17 protein-coding genes are annotated in these 17,910 nt (G+C 69.3%); 7 read left to right on the top strand and 10 right to left on the bottom strand.

All coding sequences use genetic code 11. The annotated features are described in order from the left end of the window. Positions 1 to 3: 3 nt before the first annotated feature. The 5 genes from ACO2Q0_RS12915 (at position 4) to ACO2Q0_RS12935 (ending at position 3,836) form a co-directional block, all read left to right on the top strand. On the top strand, positions 4 to 465 hold the full coding sequence (locus ACO2Q0_RS12915) for a RidA family protein (protein ID WP_423351916.1): 462 nt from the start codon (positions 4 to 6) through the stop codon (positions 463 to 465). Continuing rightward, entirely contained in the window at positions 462 to 1,208 is a 747-nt protein-coding gene (locus ACO2Q0_RS12920; RefSeq protein ID WP_423351917.1) for a glycerophosphodiester phosphodiesterase, read from the top strand. The genes ACO2Q0_RS12915 and ACO2Q0_RS12920 overlap by 4 nt, the downstream gene beginning before the upstream one ends. Continuing rightward, positions 1,205 to 2,365, top strand: a complete 1,161-nt coding sequence (locus ACO2Q0_RS12925) for a GNAT family N-acetyltransferase (RefSeq protein ID WP_423351918.1) — start codon at positions 1,205 to 1,207, stop codon at positions 2,363 to 2,365. Before ACO2Q0_RS12920 ends, ACO2Q0_RS12925 begins: the two co-directional genes overlap by 4 nt. Positions 2,366 to 2,481: 116 nt before the next feature. Further along, positions 2,482 to 2,919: an HIT family protein gene (locus ACO2Q0_RS12930; RefSeq protein WP_423351919.1), complete on the top strand. Its 438-nt coding sequence runs from the start codon at positions 2,482 to 2,484 to the stop codon at positions 2,917 to 2,919. Continuing rightward, positions 2,916 to 3,836, top strand: a complete 921-nt coding sequence (locus tag ACO2Q0_RS12935; protein ID WP_423351920.1) for a phytanoyl-CoA dioxygenase family protein — start codon at positions 2,916 to 2,918, stop codon at positions 3,834 to 3,836. The genes ACO2Q0_RS12930 and ACO2Q0_RS12935 overlap by 4 nt, the downstream gene beginning before the upstream one ends. A gap of 59 nt (positions 3,837 to 3,895) precedes the next feature. Here the strand turns inward: ACO2Q0_RS12935 and clpA are convergent, their stop codons facing one another. The 6 genes from clpA to ACO2Q0_RS12965 form a co-directional block, all read right to left on the bottom strand. Beyond that, positions 3,896 to 6,205: an ATP-dependent Clp protease ATP-binding subunit ClpA gene (gene clpA / locus ACO2Q0_RS12940; protein ID WP_423351921.1), complete on the bottom strand. Its 2,310-nt coding sequence runs from the start codon at positions 6,203 to 6,205 to the stop codon at positions 3,896 to 3,898. A gap of 6 nt (positions 6,206 to 6,211) precedes the next feature. Further along, positions 6,212 to 6,541, bottom strand: a complete 330-nt coding sequence (gene clpS / locus ACO2Q0_RS12945; protein WP_012521861.1) for an ATP-dependent Clp protease adapter ClpS — start codon at positions 6,539 to 6,541, stop codon at positions 6,212 to 6,214. 123 nt (positions 6,542 to 6,664) lie between these two features. After that, on the bottom strand, positions 6,665 to 7,936 hold the full coding sequence (locus tag ACO2Q0_RS12950; RefSeq protein ID WP_423352269.1) for a DNA polymerase IV: 1,272 nt from the start codon (positions 7,934 to 7,936) through the stop codon (positions 6,665 to 6,667). Then, on the bottom strand, positions 7,933 to 8,790 hold the full coding sequence (locus ACO2Q0_RS12955; protein WP_423351922.1) for an ROK family protein: 858 nt from the start codon (positions 8,788 to 8,790) through the stop codon (positions 7,933 to 7,935). The genes ACO2Q0_RS12950 and ACO2Q0_RS12955 overlap by 4 nt, the downstream gene beginning before the upstream one ends. A 25-nt stretch (positions 8,791 to 8,815) precedes the next feature. Next, positions 8,816 to 9,274, bottom strand: coding sequence for a hypothetical protein (locus ACO2Q0_RS12960; RefSeq protein ID WP_423351923.1), 459 nt, complete (start codon positions 9,272 to 9,274; stop codon positions 8,816 to 8,818). A gap of 4 nt (positions 9,275 to 9,278) precedes the next feature. After that, on the bottom strand, positions 9,279 to 9,911 hold the full coding sequence (locus ACO2Q0_RS12965; RefSeq protein ID WP_423351924.1) for a hypothetical protein: 633 nt from the start codon (positions 9,909 to 9,911) through the stop codon (positions 9,279 to 9,281). Positions 9,912 to 10,046: 135 nt separating this feature from the next. Here ACO2Q0_RS12965 and ACO2Q0_RS12970 point away from each other — a divergent pair, with 135 nt between their 5' ends. Together ACO2Q0_RS12970 and ACO2Q0_RS12975 are read left to right on the top strand one after the other, a co-directional pair. Beyond that, positions 10,047 to 10,412, top strand: coding sequence for a response regulator (locus ACO2Q0_RS12970; RefSeq protein WP_423351925.1), 366 nt, complete (start codon positions 10,047 to 10,049; stop codon positions 10,410 to 10,412). Between the two features lie 5 nt (positions 10,413 to 10,417). Continuing rightward, on the top strand, positions 10,418 to 11,782 hold the full coding sequence (locus tag ACO2Q0_RS12975; protein ID WP_423351926.1) for a PleD family two-component system response regulator: 1,365 nt from the start codon (positions 10,418 to 10,420) through the stop codon (positions 11,780 to 11,782). Between the two features lie 62 nt (positions 11,783 to 11,844). On the opposite strand, the gene rpmG is transcribed toward ACO2Q0_RS12975, so the two are convergent. From rpmG to topA, 4 genes are all read right to left on the bottom strand, one after another. After that, entirely contained in the window at positions 11,845 to 12,012 is a 168-nt protein-coding gene (gene rpmG / locus ACO2Q0_RS12980; RefSeq protein ID WP_257838066.1) for a 50S ribosomal protein L33, read from the bottom strand. A gap of 102 nt (positions 12,013 to 12,114) precedes the next feature. Next, the gene (locus ACO2Q0_RS12985; protein WP_423351927.1) at positions 12,115 to 12,831 is read right to left on the bottom strand and encodes an NUDIX hydrolase; all 717 of its coding nucleotides are present in this window, start codon (positions 12,829 to 12,831) and stop codon (positions 12,115 to 12,117) included. Positions 12,832 to 12,897: 66 nt separating this feature from the next. Continuing rightward, positions 12,898 to 15,231 (bottom strand): ribonuclease R, encoded by a 2,334-nt coding sequence (gene rnr, locus ACO2Q0_RS12990; protein WP_423351928.1) that lies wholly within the window; start codon positions 15,229 to 15,231, stop codon positions 12,898 to 12,900. Positions 15,232 to 15,275: 44 nt separating this feature from the next. Continuing rightward, the gene (gene topA, locus ACO2Q0_RS12995; RefSeq protein WP_423351929.1) at positions 15,276 to 17,846 is read right to left on the bottom strand and encodes a type I DNA topoisomerase; all 2,571 of its coding nucleotides are present in this window, start codon (positions 17,844 to 17,846) and stop codon (positions 15,276 to 15,278) included. Positions 17,847 to 17,910: the final 64 nt, after the last annotated feature.

The raw sequence follows: 17,910 nt of genomic DNA on the forward strand, positions 1-17,910 counted from the left end.
GCCATGTCCAAAGTCGAAGACCGCCTGGCCGAGCTGGGCCTGACGCTGCCGCAGCCGAACGCGCCGGTGGCCAACTATGTGCCCTTCGTCCGCTCGGGCGATCTTCTGCACATCTCCGGCCAGGTGTCGGTGGACGCCTCCGGCGGCGTCAAGGGAACCGTCGGCGTCGACGTCGACGCCGAGACCGCCAAGCGCGCGGCCCGGCTGTGCGGGATCAACCTGATCGCGCAGATGAAGGCGGCCTGCGAAGGCGACCTCGACCGCGTGGTCCGCGTCGTGAAGCTGGGTGGCTTCGTGCAGGCAGGGCCCGAGTTCTTCGACATCCCGCAGGTGGTCAACGGCTGCTCCGACCTGATGGTCGAGGTGTTCGGCGACGCCGGGCGGCACGCGCGCTCGGCCGTGGGCGTCTATCGCCTGCCGCTGAACTTCGCTGTCGAGGTCGACGCGGTGGTGCAACTGCGGTGAGGGACCGGTTCGGCGAGGCCTGGGACCTTCTCTTCCACCCGCCGATCGCGCACCGGGGGCTCTGGAGCCCCGACGGGGCGCCTGAGAACTCGCTAGGCGCCTTCCAGGCGGCATGCGCCGCCGGTTATGGCGTCGAGCTGGACGTCCAGCTCAGCGCCGACGGCGAGGCCGTGGTTTTCCACGACGCCACGCTGGAGCGGATGACCGGGCAGGCCGGCCGGGTCGGGGACCGTTCCGCCGCCGACCTCGCCGAACTGCGCCTGAAGGGGACGGACGAGAAGATCCCGACGCTGCTGGAGACGCTCGCGGTCATCGGGCATCGGGCCATGGTCCACGTCGAGCTGAAGACGCCGCCGGGCGAGGTGGGCCCGCTGGAGCGCCGGGTGCACGAGGTGATCGCCGACCACAACGGGCCGCTCGCCGTGATCGGCTTCAATGCCTACAGCCACGCCTGGTTCGCGCAGCACTATCCCGGCGTGCTGCGGGGCCTCGACAGCTATTCCTACGCCGACAATCCGAAGCTCTCCGCCGAGCAGCGCCGGGGCTATGCCGCCTTGGAGCACGTCGAGATCGCCCGGCCGCACTTCCTGGCGCTCGGCCTCGACATGCTGCCCAGCGCAGAGGCCGCGAAGTTCCGGGCGGGGGGCATGCCGGTGGTGGCCTGGACGGTGCGGAGCCCCGCTCAGTGGGAGGGGCTGAAGGACCACTGCGACAACCTCATCTTCGAGGGATACCGCGCGTGAGCCTGACGCCGGCGGTGAAGGTTTCCCGCCGTATCGCGGAGATCGGGCGCGACGCCTGGGACGCCTGCGCCGCCAACCCGGCGCACCTCGGCAATCCCTTCGTGCTGTACGACTTCCTGGACGCGCTGGAGCAGGGGAACTGCGCGGTCGAGCGTCAGGGCTGGGGCCCGCAGCACCTGTCGATCGAAGACGAGGCCGGTCGGGTGGCGGCGGTGATGCCGCTGTACCTGAAGTCGCACAGTCAGGGCGAATACGTCTTCGACCACGCGTGGGCCGATGCCTACGAGCGCGCCGGCGGGCGCTACTATCCGAAGCTGCTGTCGGCCGCTCCGTTCGTCCCCGCCACGGGACCCCGGCTGCTGGTGCGTCCCGACGTCGACGCCGACGAGGCGAGGGGGCTGCTGCTCGGCGGGGCGCTGACGCTGTGCGAGCGCTATGGCGCCTCGTCCTTCCACGTGAACTTTCCCACCGAGGCCGAGTGGCGGTTCATGGGCGACTTCGGCTTCGGCCTGCGCGAGGGGCAGCAGTACCACTGGGAGAACCGTGGCTATCGCGACTTCGAGGAATTCCTGGGGGCGCTGTCGTCCGGCCGCCGCAAGACCATCCGCCGCGAGCGGCGCGAGGCCCAGGCATCGGTCGAGATCGTGCGGCTGACCGGCGCGGACCTCACCGAGGACCACTGGGACGCCTTCTTCGGCTTCTACATGGACACCGGGTCGCGCAAGTGGGGCCGGCCCTATCTGACGCGGCCGTTCTTCTCGATGCTGGGCGAGCGCATGGCCGAGCGCGTTCTGCTGGTGATGGCGCGGCGGGAGGGCCGCTGGATCGCCGGCGCCCTGAACCTGATCGGCGACGACTGCCTCTATGGCCGCCACTGGGGCTGCGTGGAGGACGTGCCGTTCCTGCACTTCGAGCTCTGCTACTACCAGGCCATCGAATGGGCGATCGAGCAGGGCCTGGCCCGCGTGGAGGCCGGAGCCCAGGGGCAGCACAAGATCGCCCGTGGCTACCTGCCGAAGCCCGTGTACTCGGCGCACTACATCGCCGACCCGGCGTTGCGGGGGCCCGTCGAGCGCTTCCTCGAAGAGGAGCGGGCCGCCGTCGATCAGGAGATCGAGTGGCTGACGGAGGAGTATTCCCCCTTCCGCGAGGGCTAAGAGCCCTCCCACTTCGCCGGGCGGGCGGTCATGCCGCCGGGCTTGTCGGACCTGGCGCATTTCCCCAGTGGGGACGATTTGATAGGCCTTCGCTCCGGAACTCAGGAGCGCGTGCGATGAGCTTGGACGGGACCTACGAGCACGACAACATCTTCGCGAAGATCCTGCGCGGCGAGATGCCGGCCGTCCGGGTCTACGAGGACGACCACGTCTTCGCCTTCATGGACGTCTTCCCGCAGGCCAAGGGCCACGTTCTAGTGATCCCGAAACACTCTTCGGCGCGGAACATCCTGGAGGAGGAGCCTGAGAAGCTGTCGCACCTGATCCTTGGCGTGCAGCGGATGGCCAAGGCCGTGCGCGCAGCGCTGAACCCGGACGGCGTCGTGGTGACCCAGTTCAACGGCGCGCCGGCAGGGCAGACCGTCTATCACCTGCATTTCCACATTATTCCGCGCTGGGAAGGCGTGCCGATGGGCCGCCACGCCTCCGGCGGCATGGCCGACATGGACGAACTCAAGGCCCTGGCGCAGCAGATTTCGGCCAAGATCGCATGACCCGTGCGGCCGAGGCTCCGGAGACGCCCTGGTTCGAGGGGCCGGAACTCGAAGCCTACCTCGCGCGCGCCGGTCTCGACCGACAGACCGAGGCCTTCGTGCGCAGTCTCGCCGAGAAGGGCTATGCGCTGGTGGATCTCGGCGACGAGGCTCGCGTGCTGTGCGACCGGGCCGTCGCCGACACCGAGCGCTACTTCGGCCGCAGGGGCAGCGGCAACCGCATCCAGGACGCCTGGTTCGTTTCGAAAGCGGTGCGCCGCCTCGCCGCCTGGCCCGAGATGGGGCGGCTGCTGAAGGCCGCCTACGGGCGCGAGCCGTTCGCCTTCCAGACGCTGAACTTCCAGCGCGGCAGCGGCCAGGCGCTGCATCCCGACACGATCCACTTCCACAGCCTTCCCGAGCGCTTCATGTGCGGGGTCTGGATCGCGCTGGAAGACGTCCGGCCCGACGCCGGACCGCTGGTCTATCACCCGGGGTCGCACCGTCTGCCTGTGCCCTCCATGCGCGACGCGGGCGTCAATGCGCCGGCCCCCGGTCCCGAACAGTACGAGAGCGTCTTCGTGAAGTGGTTTGGCGGGAAGATCGCCGCCGCGGGCTTCCCGACGGAGCACGCGATCATCCCAAAGGGCTGGGCGTTCGTCTGGGCGGCGAACCTGGCGCATGGCGGCTCACCGGTGGCCGACCCCGCGTCGACGCGGCGATCGTTGGTGGTCCACTGGTATTTCAGGGACTGCCTCTACTACACGCCCATGACGTCCGACCTGGACAGCGGCCGGCTAAAGCTGCGCCTGCCGTTCGACGTGGCCAGCGGCGGCTGGGTCTGGCCGAGGCGCGAGGGGCGGGTCGCCTGGCCCGGCGCGAAGCAGCTGCTGGACGCCGTCCGCCGGCGGGTGCTGCGCCGGCCGTTCCTCAACTAGCGGATACGAAAAAGCCCCGGGGAGCGCCCGGGGCTTCTCGCTTGGTCTGACGTGTCGCCTCAGTCGACGGGCTCGGCCTGGGGGGTCTCGACCACCGGGGCGCCGGGCTCGCGGCTCTGGCCCTCGATCTCGAACGCCAGCTTGCCGTCCTTGAGCACCACCTTGACGTGGCCGCCCTTGGCGAGCCGGCCGAACAGGATCTCGTCCGCCAGCGGCTTCTTGATGTTCTCCTGGATGACCCGGGCCAGCGGCCGGGCGCCGTAGAGTTCGTCGAAGCCGTTCTTGGCGAGCCAGTCGGTCGCTTCCTCGTCCGTCTCGATGGTGACGTGGCGGTCCGCCAGCTGGGCTTCCAGCTGCATGACGAACTTCTGCACCACCTGGCGGATGATCTCGGGCGTCAGCGCGCGGAAGTGCACGATGGCGTCCAGACGGTTGCGGAACTCCGGCGTGAATTGGCGCTTCAGCGCCTCCTCGACCTCGTCGTCCTGCTTGCCGCGGCCGAAGCCGATGGCGTTGCGCTGGGCGTCGGCGGCGCCGGCGTTGGTGGTCATGATCAGGACCACGTTGCGGAAGTCGATCTTCTTGCCGTTGGAGTCGGTCAGCTGACCGTGGTCCATGACCTGCAGGAGGATGTTGTAGACGTCCGGGTGGGCCTTCTCGATCTCGTCCAGCAGCACCACGGCGTGCGGGTGCTGGTCGACGGCGTCGGTCAGCAGACCGCCCTGGTCGAAGCCGACATAGCCCGGAGGCGCGCCGATCAGGCGGCTCACCGTGTGGCGCTCCATGTACTCCGACATGTCGAACCGCAGCAGCTCGATGCCGAGCGTGCTCGCCAGCTGGCGGGCGGTCTCGGTCTTGCCGGTGCCGGTCGGGCCGGTGAACAGGTAGCAGCCGATGGGCTTGTTGGCGTCGCGCAGACCGGCCCGGGCCATCTTCATGGCCGCGGAGAGCTGCTCGATGGCGTCGTCCTGGCCGTACACGGCGCGCTTCAGGTCGCTTTCCAGCTGCTTCAGCGCCTCGGTGTCCGACTTCGAGACCGACTTGGGCGGGATGCGGGCGATCTTGGCGACGACCGCCTCGATCTCCTTCACGCCCAGCGTCTTCTTCCGCTTGCCCTCGGTCAGCAGCATCTGGGAGGCGCCGGCCTCGTCGATGATGTCGATCGCCTTGTCCGGCAGCTTGCGGTCGGTGATGTACTTCGCCGACAGCTCCACCGCCGCCTTGATGGCGTCGTTCGTGTACCGGAGCTTGTGGAACTCCTCGTAGTAGGACTTCAGGCCCTTCAGGATCTTGATCGTGTCGTCGATCGTGGGCTCGTTCACGTCGATCTTCTGGAAGCGCCGGACGAGGGCCCGGTCCTTCTCGAAGTGCTGGCGGAACTCCTTGTAGGTCGTCGAGCCCATGCAGCGCAGCGTGCCCGAGGCCAGCGCCGGCTTCAGCAGGTTCGAGGCGTCCATCGCCCCGCCCGACGTCGCGCCCGCGCCGATCACCGTGTGGATCTCGTCGATGAAGAGCACCGCGTTCGGGTGGTTCTCCAGCTCCTTGACCACCTGCTTCACGCGCTCTTCGAAGTCGCCGCGATAGCGGGTGCCGGCCAGCAGGGCGCCCATGTCGAGCGAGAAGATCGTGGCGCCCGCCAGGACTTCCGGGACCTGCTTGTTGACGATCTTGCGCGCCAGGCCTTCGGCGATGGCGGTCTTGCCGACGCCCGGATCGCCCACCAGCAGCGGGTTGTTCTTGGTCCGGCGGCAGAGGATCTGGATGCAGCGCTCCACCTCGGCCATCCGCCCGATGAGCGGGTCGACCTTGCCCTGCTTGGCCTTCTCGTTGAGGTTCACGCAGTAGGCTTCGAGCGCCTCGCCGCCGGTCTTGACCGCGGGCTTCTCGTCGTCTTCCGCGCCCTTCACGGGCTTGGCTTCCGCAGCGCCAGCCTTCTTGGCGATGCCGTGGGCGATGTAGTTGACCGCGTCGTACCGCGTCATGTCCTGCTCCTGCAGGAAGTAGGCGGCGTGGCTCTCGCGCTCGGAGAAGATCGCCACCAGCACATTGGCGCCGGTGACCTCCTCACGGCCGGACGACTGGACGTGGATCACCGCGCGCTGGATCACGCGCTGGAAGCCCGCCGTGGGCTTGGCGTCCTCGCCGTCGTCCACCACGAGCGAGCGGAGCTCGTTGTCGACGTAGTTGGTCAGGGTTGTGCGCAGGGAGCCAAGGTCCACGTCGCAGGCGCGCATGACGCTGGCGGCGTCCTCGTCGTCGACGAGGGAGAGCAGGAGATGCTCAAGGGTGGCGTATTCATGCTTACGCTGGTTGGCGTAGGCGACCGCGCGATGCAGGGACTCTTCGAGCTGGCGCGAAAATGAAGGCAAAGGGCCTTAATCCTTTTCCATGGTGCACTGCAGCGGGTGTTGATGCCGCCGCGCCGTATCAACGACCTGGGCCACTTTTGTTTCCGCCACTTCGTATGTGTAGACCCCGCACACGCCCACGCCATGTTGATGGACATGGAGCATTATGCGAGTCGCGTCTTCGCGCGACTTATTGAAGAACTGCTCAAGTACGTAGACTACGAATTCCATAGGCGTGTAGTCGTCGTTGAGCAGCAGAACCCGGTACATCGCCGGCTTCTGCGTCTTCGGCTTGGTCTGGGTGATGACCGCCGAACGAACGCCGGCGCCCGAGTCACCTTCCTTGCGTTCGCTCATTGACGGCATCTCCTGCGGACGCAGAGACGCGCGTCCACGATGATTAGATATGTAAGACGCGGGCTTTTGAAAGGGTCGAATTGTCTCGGGGGCGTCTAAACCGGCGTTATCTGCGCCCGACGATCACTCTTCGTTGAGCGCCTTGGATTTGAGCATCCGCCCGGACGTCACGGCGTCCTTGCCGAACTTCGCCCGGATGACGTCCAGCGTCTTCTCGCCCGCCAGCGCCTTGCGCTCCGCCTCGGCGAAGAAGTCCGAGGTGGCGGCTTCGGCGTCCACGAAGTCCGACATGCCGATCCCGATCAGCCGCCACGGCCGTCCGGTCGCCTCGCGGGCCAGCAGTTCGCGCCCCACCGCGAAGAGGGTCTTCGCCGTCTGGGTCGCGACCGGGATGGTGCGGCGCCGGGTGACGATCTTGAAGTCGGTGGTGCGCAGCTTCAGCGTCACCACGCGGCCGGCGACGCCGCCGGCGCGGGCCTGACGCGCCACCTTCTCGCAGAGCGGCGCCAGCACATCCTCGAGGTCGGAGACCTTCGAGAGATCTTCGTTGAACGTGGTCTCGGCGCTGATGCCCTTGCGCTCCTCGTTGGGGTTCACGGCGCGGGCGTCCTGGCCGTGGGCGAGGCGCGAGAGACGCAGCCCGTGCGCGCCCCATCGTTCGGCCAGGAACTTGATGTCGGCGCGGGCGAGGTCGCCCACGGTGCGGAAGCCGGCCTTCTCCAGAGAGGCCACCATGGCCGGGCCGACGCCCGGCAGGATGCCCACGGGCCTGGGCGCCAGGAACGCCTGGGCGCCCGCCGCGCCGATCACCGAGAAGCCGCGCGGCTTGTCGAGGTCTGAGGCGATCTTGGCCAGGAACTTGTTGGGAGCCAGCCCGATGGAGACGGTCAGCCCGGTCTCGGCCTCGATCCGGGCCTGCAGCTTCGCCAGCGTCACCGCGGGCGGCGCGCCGTGCAGCCGCTCGGTGCCGGACAGGTCCATCCAGGCCTCGTCGAGGCTCAGGTTCTGGATCAGCGGCGTCAACTCGCCGGCCATGCCCAGGATGCGCTTGCTCTCGAAGCGGTACTTGGTGAAATCCGGCTTGATCACCACGGCCTCGGGGCAGGCCTTCAGCGCCTTGAACATCGGCATGGCCGAGCGCACGCCCGAGATGCGCGCGATGTAGCAGCACGTGGTGACCACGCCGCGCTTGCCGCCGCCCACGATCACCGGACGATCGCGCAGCTCGGGGCGGTCGCGCTTTTCCACGCTGGCGTAGAAGGCGTCGCAGTCCATGTGGGCGATGGAGAGCTGGCCCAGCTCCTCGTGCGCGACGATGCGCGGCGAGCCGCAGGACGGGCAGCGACGCACGGCCTCCTCGCCGGTCCAGAAGCAATCGCGGCAGAGCGCCTTCATGCCGGCCATAGCCAGGCCGCGCCGCGCACGCCCGAGGAGTCGCCGTGCGCCGCCTTCCGCACCGGCGTCTCGACCACGTCGGAGAAGACATGCGGCGCGATGGCGGCAGGCAGCCGGTCGTACAGAGCCTCGACGTTCGACATGCCGCCGCCCAGGACGATGACGTCCGGGTCCAGCAGGTCGACGATGACCGCCAGGCCGCGGCCCAGGCGGTCCACATAGCGGTCGAGGGCGGCAGCGTCCTGGACGGCCTGTTCGGCCGCGACGCCGGCGTCCCGCGCCAGGCCCGAGCCGCTGATCCACAACTCCAGGCAGCCACGCCGGCCGCACCAGCACTCCGGGGCCGGCAGTTCGTCGGGCCGCGGCCAGGGCAGGGGCATGTGCCCCCATTCGCCGGCCACGGCGTTGCGACCGATGATCGGCCGGCCGCCGATGGCGACCCCGCCGCCGCATCCGGTGCCCAGGATCGCGGCGAAGACGACGTCGGAGCCGGCGCCGGCTCCGTCCGTCGCCTCGGACAGGGCGAGGCAGTTGGCGTCGTTGGCGTAACGGACGGGGCGCCCAAGCGCGCGGGTCAGGTCGTCCGCGAAAGGCCGGCCGTTCAGCTGGGTGGAGTTGGCGTTGCGGATCAGGCCGCTGACCGGGGAGACGGAGCCTGGACCTCCGACGCCGACGCGATCGGCGGGGACGCCCGCCCGACGCTCAGCTTCGTCGACGAGCGCCCGCACGGCGTCCAGGGCCTGATCGTAGTCGCGCGGCGTGGGGCTACGGACCCGCGCGACGACGCGGCCGTCGCCATCGAGGGCCGCCGCCTCGATCTTGGTGCCGCCGAAGTCCACGCCGAAGCGGATCATCCGCCTCTTCTACCTGATTTGTTCCTCAGACGCCTGCCTTGGCGAGGTTGGGCTTTGGAATGGGGAAGGCGAAGGGGCCGTTTTTGGCGCGATCCCGGGCCTGCTCCGCCCAGGCGGCGGTGAAGGCGAGGGGCCCGCCGGGTGCGGCGGCCTGACGCACGATCCGGATCTGCCCCGCCTTGAAGGCCGTGGTGACCTGCGCCCACAGATCGAGGTCTTCGGTCGGCGGCGCATCGCCCGTGGCCGCCAGCTGGTCAGGGACCGCGGCCAGCAGCGGATCGGCAGTGGCAAGCGTCACGGGGGGCGGCGCATCCTTGAGCGCCGCCAGGAGAGCCATGAGGGTCAGCCGCTGGCGGGTGATCCGCCTATCGCCGGCCGCCTGGCCCGTGACGGCGCCGCCGGCGCTGCGGACATGCGCCCAGCCGCCGGTGCGGAAGGGCTCGGCGTAGGAGACCGCCAGCCAGATTCGGATGGATTCGGACATCGGATCAGCGGCGTAGCGCCGCCTCGATGGCTTCGGCAAGCTCGGCCCAGTCGTCGATCCGCGGATGCCGGTCGGACACGGGGGCGTAGGGGCGCAGGCGCTCGTCCGCCACATGCTGGAACGTGGCCGTGCCGGGCGAGTGGTCCGCGACCGAGTCGAGGTTCGGCAGCAGGTCGTCGACGAAGGCGGTCGGATGAGCCGTCTGGCGCGTGAGGGCCGAGGCGACCGGGCCCTTCGGGCCGGTGTTGAGGATCAGGGGGTGCTCGAGCCCGTGGCTCCGCAGCCATTGGCTCCGCAGCCGCTCGGCCGGAGCCGGGGCATTGGAGAGGATCAGGATCTCAGCCTGACGCCCCAGGCGGTTCAGGGCCGCGATCGCGCCCGGGGCGGGCTCGATCTCATGGCAATGGCTGGCGAAGAAGGCGTCGAAGAGCGCCTTGCCCTCGTTGAGGTCCAGGTGCTGGTCCTCACCCGGGCGATAGATGTTCTGGAACAGCGCGAACCGCTCGATTCGCATCTCCAGGCCGCGGCCGGCCAGGAAGTCGCCGAAGCCCTGCATGAACAGGCCCAGCACCTCGTCCACGTCGACCAGAACGAGCGGCCGGTCTCGGGAAAGGCCAAGGGATTCAAGGCTGGGCATGGCGGGGAGCGGGGCTTCGGGCAAGGGCGGTCCAGACGCGGCTAACGAAGTTTAAGGATATCAGTGCGATCTAACCCGGACAGTTGGGGAAGGTCGCTCCGAGGCGCCCGACCTCGAAGAAGGCGTCGGGTCCGAATGGCCAAGAAGGTCCTCATCGTCGAGGATAACGAGCTGAACATGAAGCTCTTTCATGATCTGCTCGAAGCCCAGGGCTATGAAACCATCGAGACCCGCGAGGGTCTCGCGGCGCTCTCGCTCGCCCGCGAGCACCGGCCCGACCTGATCCTCATGGATATCCAGCTTCCCGAGATCTCGGGCCTGGAAGTCACCAAGTGGCTGAAGGAAGACGATGAGCTGGCGAAGATCCCCGTGGTCGCGGTGACGGCTTTTGCGATGAAGGGCGACGAGGAGCGGATCCGGGAGGGCGGCTGCGAGGCCTATATCTCGAAGCCCATCTCCGTTTCGCACTTCCTCGACACCATCCGCCGTCTCCTGGACTAGCGCGCATGTCCGCCCGCATCCTCGTGGTGGACGATATCGAGGCGAACGTCCGCCTGCTCGAAGCCAAGCTGACGGCCGAGTACTACGAAGTGCTGACCGCCTCGGACGGGCCTACGGCGCTGGCGATGGCCGCGGCCGAGCGGCCCGACATCATCCTGCTCGACGTCATGATGCCCGGCATGGACGGCTTCCAGGTCTGCCGCCGGCTCAAGGACGATCCCGAGACCCGGCACGTGCCGGTGGTGCTGGTGACCGCCCTGGACGGCCGCGCCGACCGGGTGGCCGGCCTCGAGGCGGGCGCCGACGATTTCCTGACCAAGCCCATCGACGACATGATGCTGTTCGCCCGTGTCCGATCGCTGACCCGGCTGAAGGCGGTGATCGACGAGCTGCGCGAACGCGAGGCCTCGGGCCGCCGCATGGGCGTGATCGCCGGCGCCGCCTCGCGGCTGGGCGGATCGGGCGGCCGCATCCTGATCGTCGACGACAATGCGCGGCAGGCGCAGCGGGTCTGCTCCGAACTCGCGATAGAGCATCGGCCGGTGATCGAGGCCGATCCCGAGAAGGCCATGATGACGGCCAAGGGGCCGGTCGACCTCGTCCTGGTCAACACCAGCGCCAAGGCCTTCGACGGCCTGCGCTTCGCCGCCCACATCCGCTCGGACGAGGCGACCCGCGGCCTGCCGATCCTCGCCATCGTCGATCCGGATGAGCGGCACCGGATCGTGAAAGCGCTGGAGATCGGGGTGAACGATATCCTCGTCCGCCCCATCGATCCCGGCGAGCTGGCGGCGCGGGCCAAGACCCAGATCCGCCGCAAGCGCTATACCGACTACCTGCGCACCAACCTCGACCATTCGCTGGAGCTGGCCGTCACCGACCAGCTCACCGGCCTGCACAACCGCCGCTACATGCAGGGCCAGCTGGAGGCGTTGATGCGGCGCGCGGGCGTCGGCGGCGAGCCCGTGGGCCTCCTGGTCATCGACATCGACCACTTCAAGAAGATCAACGACAGCTTCGGTCACGATGTGGGCGACGAGGTGCTGCGGGAGTTCGCCGTGCGGCTGGCCTCCAACGTCCGCGCCATCGACCTGCCGGTCCGCCACGGCGGAGAGGAGTTCGTGGTGGTCATGCCCGACACCAGCCTCGACGACGCACGCCGCATCGCCGAACGCATCCGCCTGCACGTCGCCGGCTCGCCATTCCGCGTCATGGGCGGAGAGGAACTGCTGAGCGTCACCATTTCGATCGGGGTGGCGGCGAGCTTCGGCGCCGCGGACAGCGCCCAGGGCCTGCTCAAGCGCGCGGACGAAGCGGTCTATGAGGCCAAGTCCCGCGGCCGCAACCGCGTCATCGCGCGGGCGGCGTAGCAATGAAAAACGCCCGGCGGTGAGGCCGGGCGTCTTGCAGCAGAATCAGAGGCTTCTCAGCCTTACTTGATCTTGCCTTCCTTGAACTCGACGTGCTTGCGCGCGATCGGGTCGTACTTCTTCAGCACCATCTTGTCGGTCTTGGTGCGGGCGTTCTTCTTGGTCACGTAGAAGAAGCCGGTGTCCGCCGTCGAATTGAGGCGGATCTTGATGGAGGCGGGCTTCGCCATGTCAGGTCCTTAAAACGCGGGGCCAAACGGGATCGCACCGCCGGCGGGTGTTCGAAGAGGCGGGGAAAATACGAATCCGCAGGCGGAAGTCAATGACCGCGCTCACAGATAAGCGGGTCGCCCTGCGCTCCGGTCCTTGTAACGCAGGAAGGGCTTCGGTCGCGAGGGGTCGGCCATGCGCAATTCGGCCTCCTTGATCATCAGCCGCGTGACCGTCGGAAGCTGCAGTTCCAGCGCCTCGGCGAAGTCCACCCAGGCGATCTCCTCCAGCTCGCCACAGTCGGGCTGCCGCTCCAGGCTCGTCAGGCGCTCGGCGTCGGCCATCAGGAACCAGGTGTCGAACCGCTTGCCGACGCTGGGCGGCGTCACGGCGCGGGCGATCACCTCCAGCGCCGCCAGATCCGGCAGGGCGCCTTGCTCCACGAAGGGCCGCCACGGACCGGCCATAGGACGCACGGGCGCCTTGCGGGCCAGAAGCAGGCCGGCCTCCTCCCAGGTCTCGCGAACCGCCGCCAAGGCCAGCGCGCGGCCCTTGCCGGGCTTGAGATAGGCGTCGAAGAGCGCGGCGGTCTCGCGCTGCAGATCGGTGGCGAACGGCGCGCGATAGTCGCTGCGGTCGATGCGGCCGCCAGGAAAGACCCAGCGATCAGGCATGAAGCTGTGCCCGCCGTGCCGGCGGCCCATCAGCACGCGCGGCTTGGGCCCGTCGCGGCGGATGATCATCACGGTGGCGGCGCTCTTCGGCCGCACGGCCCGCTGGCCGGCCGTTCTGGGCGGCCCTTCGGGTTTCAGCGGCAGGATGGGCGCGTCGTCGGACATCGGCGGAACTGTGGAGACGGAAACGGGACGTGGAAAGCGTGACGCAGCGTCACTCGGGGGGCGGCGTCAGCGCCGGGGCTTCTTCTTGCCCTTGGACTTGGGCGTGCGGCCGGCGCCGCCGCCGCGAAGCTTCGCCCCTCCGGGTTTGCCGCGCGGCGGACCCCTGAACTCGCCGCCCGGCCGCCGGTCGCCCCGGGCGCGCACGCCCAGCCTGGGCCGGGGCGCCGAACGGTCGGGCGGAGCGGGCTCGCTCAGCATGTCGAAAAGCAGGCCGCCGGTGATGGGCGTCGCTTCCCGCAGCCGGACCTGGACGCTCATGCCCAGGGGCCACCGGGCGCCGGTCCGCTCGCCGACCAGGGCGTGCGCCCGGTCGTCGTGGACGAAATACTCGCCGCCCAGGCTCGAGACCGGCACCAGGCCGTCGGCGCCGGTCTCCTTCAGACGCACGAAGAGCCCGAAGCGGGTGACGCCGGTGATCTTGCCTTCGAACTCAGCGCCCACCCGGTCCGACAGGAAGGCGGCGACATAGCGGTCGGTGGCGTCGCGCTCCGCCGCCATGGCCCGCCGCTCGGCCCCGGTGATCTGCTCGGCCGTGCCCTTCATCTGGGCGATGTCGCGCTCGGAGAGGCCGTCCTTGCCAAGGTCAAGCGCGGTGACCAGCGCCCTGTGGACGATCAGGTCGGCGTAACGGCGGATCGGCGAGGTGAAGTGGGCGTACTTGGCGAGGTTCAGCCCATAGTGGCCGATGTTCTCGGTCGAATAGTGCGCCTGCATCTGGGTGCGCAGGACCACCTCGTTGACGATCTCGGCGTGCGGCGTGTCGTGCGTCTCTTCCAGCAGGCGGTTGAAGCGCTCGGTGCGCGGCGCCTCGCCCTTGGTCCAGGGCATGCCGAGGGTCGCCAGGAAGTCCACCAGCGCGAAGATCTTCTCCTGGCTGGGCGCGTCGTGGACCCGATAGATCAGCGGGATCTTCTTCTGCTCCAGGGTCTCGGCGGCGGCCACGTTCGCCTGGATCATGAACTCCTCGATCAGGCGGTGGGCCTCGAGGCTCGTCCGGGGCGTGATCGACACGACCTGGCCCTGTTCGTCGATGACGATCTTCCGCTCCAGGCTCTCGATGGCCAGCGGCGAGCGAGCGTCGCGGCCCTTCTTCAGCACGGCGTAGGCCGCCCAGAGGGGCTTCAGCACCGGCTCCAGCAGCGGGCCGGCCTTGTCGTCGGGCGCGCCGTCGATCGCCGCCTGCGCCTGTTCGTAAGACAGCTTCGCGGCCGAGCGCATCAGGCCGCGCACGAAGCGGTGCGAGCGCTTCCTGCCGTCAGCGCCGAACACCATCCGCACGGCCATCGTGGCGCGGTTCTCGCCCTCGCGCAGGCTGCACAGGCCGTTCGACAGCCGCTCGGGCAGCATGGGCTCGACGCGATCGGGGAAGTAGACGCTGTTGCCCTTGTCGCGCGCCTCGCGGTCGAGGGCCGAGCCGGGCGTCACATAGGCGGCGACGTCGGCGATGGCGACCCAGACGATCCAGCCGCCGGGGTTCTTCTCGTCCGTGTCCGGCTCCGCATAGACGGCGTCGTCGTGGTCGCGGGCGTCCGCCGGGTCGATGGTGATCAGCGGAACCTCGCGCAGGTCCTCGCGGCCCGCGAGCGTCGGCGGCTGGGCTTCTTCGGCCTCCGCCTCGGCGGCCTGGCTGAAGCCCGTGGGGATGCCGTGCGCGTGGATGGCGATCAGGGAGGCCGCGCGGGGCTCGTCCTCGCGGCCCACGACCTCCAGCAGCTTGCCGCGCTTGGGGCCATAGCGGCTGGCGGAGCCTTCGACCTGCGCCAGGACGAGGTCGCCGTCCCGCAGGTCGCCCGGCGCGGACAGCACAAGGGTGTCCTTCGAGCGGCGGTCGACCGGCTCGACGCGAACCTCGCGCCGCGCCTTCCGCACGACGCCCAGCACGCGGTGGGCGCTCTGGCCCAGGCGCTTGATGAGCCGGGCCTCGAAGTCGCCGCTCTCGAGCCGCACGAAGCGGACCAGCAGCCTGTCGCCGAGGCCGGGCGCGGGGCCGGAAACATCCCCGCCAGGCGCCAGCGGGACCAGCGGCGCGTCCTCGCCCTTGGCCAGCCTGACCAGGAGGTCGCCGTCGGGATCGCGTTCGGCGACGTTGACGACGCCGACCTCGGGAAGCGCGCCGGTCTCGGCGAAGCCCCGCCGACTGCGGCGGCTGAGCGTGCCGTCCTCTTCGAGTTCGGTCAGCATCATCCGCAGGGCGCGGCGGTCGCCGCCCTTCAGCCCGAACGCCCGCGCCATGGCGGCCTTGTCGGTCTCGCCGTGCTCGCGGATGTAGTTCAGGAGCGTCTCGCGATCCGGCAGACCCTGGGGGATGCGGACGGGTTTGGGCTTGTGCGGTCGGGCCATGGCGGGTGCTTAGCACAACGCCATGGCGCAGGCCCGGCTCCCGATCAGGCTTCGGCCTTGGCCTTCTTCTTGGCCGGCGACTTCTTCGCGGCGGCCGCCTTGCCGCGGGCGGGTTTCTTCTTGCCGCCGCCCTTGGCCTCGCGTTCGGCGAGCAGCTTCAACGCCTCGTCCATAGTCAGGGCCGCGGGATCGGCGCCCTTCGGCACCGTCGCGTTGGTGGAGCCGTGCTTCACGTAGGGCCCGTAGCGGCCGGCCAGAACGCGGACGGGCTGCCCGTCGGCGGGGTGGGCGCCCAGGTCCTTGAGGGGCGCCTGTTCGGCTCCGCCCCGCTTGCCGCCCGCCCGCTTGGTGGCGATCAGGTCGACGGCGCGGTTGAGGCCCACGTCGAACACCTCCTCCACGTTGGGCAGATTGGCGTAGGTGCCGTTGTGCTGGACGAAGGGCCCGTAGCGGCCGATGCCCGCCAGGATCGGCTGGCCGTCCTCAGGATGCAGGCCGACCTCGCGCGGCAGGCGCAGCAGCCGCAGCGCTTTCTCCAGGTCCATGTCGCCCACGCTCCAGCCCTTGGGCAGGCTGGACCGCTTGGGCTTCTCGCCTTCGCCGAGCTGGACGTAGGGCCCGAAGCGGCCGGCCTTCAGCCAGACGGTCTCGCCGGTGGCGGGGTCCTGGCCGAGGTCCCGGTCGCCGCCCGTTTCAGCGCCTTCCGCGTCCGGGGGACCGAACGGGCGGGTGAAGCGGCATTCCGGATAGTTCGAGCAGCCGACGAAGGCCCCGGTGCGGCTGGGCTTCAGGCTGAGCCGGCCGCTGCCGCAGCGCGGGCAGGTGCGGGGATCCGAGCCGTCGGGCGTCGGCGGGAACAGGGTGGACGACAGGCTTTCGTCCAGGGCGTCGATCACCTCGCGGGTGCCGATCTGGCCCAGCTCGCCCACCTTGGCGTTGAAGTCCGCCCAGAAGTTCTTGAGCAGCACCTTCCAGTCGAGGTCGCCGGCCGACACCTGGTCGAGCTGGTCCTCCAGGTCGGCGGTGAAATCGTACTCGACGTACTTCTTGAAGAACTCCTCGAGGAAGATGGTGACGATCCGGCCCTGGTCCTCGGGCACGAACCGCTGCTTCTCCATCCGCACGTATGAGCGGTCGCGCAGGCGCTCCAGGATCGAGGCGTAGGTCGAGGGCCGGCCGATGCCGAGCTCCTCCATCTTCTTCACCAGGCTGGCTTCGGAATAGCGGGGCGGCGGCTCGGTGAAGTGCTGGTCGGCCTTGGCCGAGCGGACGGTCGCCTGGGAGCCCTCGGTCACCTGGGGCAGGCGGCCGCCTTCCTCGTCCTCGGGATCGTCCTGGCCTTCCTCGTAGACGGCGAGGTAGCCGGGGAAGGTCACCACCTGGCCGGTGGCGCGCAGGCCCGTCTGGCCGTCGGCGCTGTCGAGATCGATGGTGGTCTTCTCGACGCGGGCGCTCTCCATCTGCGAGGCGATCATCCGCTTCCAGATCAGCTCGTAGAGCCGTCCCAGGTCCCCCTCCAGGCGCAGCCGGCCCGGGTTGCGGGCGAGGCTCGTCGGACGGATCGCCTCGTGGGCCTCCTGGGCGTTCTTGGCCTTGGTGGAATAGAGGCGCGGCTTCTCCGGCACGTACTCCTTGCCGTAGAGCCCGCCGATGACCGAGCGGGCCTCGTCCAGAGCCTCGGGCGCGGTCTGCACGCCGTCGGTTCGCATGTAGGTGATGAGGCCCACCGTCTCGCCGCCGATGTCGACGCCCTCGTACAGCTTCTGGGCCGTCTGCATGGTGCGCTGGGCCGAGAAGCCGAGCTTGCGGGCGGCTTCCTGCTGCAGGGTGGAGGTGGTGAAGGGCGGCGGCGGCGAGCGCCGGCCGGGCTTGCGCTCGACGGCGGCGATCTTGAACGTCGCGGCCTTGACCGCATCGCGCGCTGCGAACGCCGAGGTCTCGTTGCCGAGGTCGAACTTCGAGAGCCGCTTGCCCTCGTGCTTCACCAGTCGGGCGGTGAAGGGATCGCCGCCGGCGGCCACGTCGGCTTCGACGGTCCAGTATTCCTGGGTCTTGAAGCGCTCGATTTCGAGCTCGCGGTCGACGATCAGGCGCAGCGCCACCGACTGCACGCGGCCGGCCGACTTCGCGCCCGGCAGCTTGCGCCACAGCACCGGCGAGAGGGTGAAGCCCACCAGATAGTCCAGGGCGCGGCGGGCGAGGTAGGCCTCGACCAGCTCCATGTCGAGCTCGCGCGGGTTGGCCATGGCCTCGGTGACGGCCGACTTGGTGATGGCGTTGAACACCACCCGCTGGACCTTGGCGTCCTTCAGCGCGCGCTTCTTCTGCAGCACCTCGAGCACGTGCCAGGAGATGGCCTCGCCCTCGCGATCCGGGTCGGTGGCCAGGATCACGCGATCGGCGCCCTTGGCGGCCTCCGCAATCTCGGACAGGCGCTTAGCCGCCTTCGAATCCACGTCCCACGACATGGCGAAGTCCTCGTCCGGGCGCACCGAACCGTCCTTCGCGGGCAGGTCGCGGACGTGGCCGTAGCTGGCCAGCACCTTGAAGTCGGACCCCAGGTACTTGTTGATGGTCTTGGCCTTGGCCGGGCTCTCGACGATGACGACGTTCATTATAGTGGGTCTGGTCCTCAGAAGCCGCGGAAGGTGGGGGCGGCCTGGACCCCCTGTCAACGGC

Origin of the sequence: Phenylobacterium sp. VNQ135 (assembly GCF_049445735.1) — a bacterium.
GTDB lineage: Bacteria > Pseudomonadota > Alphaproteobacteria > Caulobacterales > Caulobacteraceae > Phenylobacterium.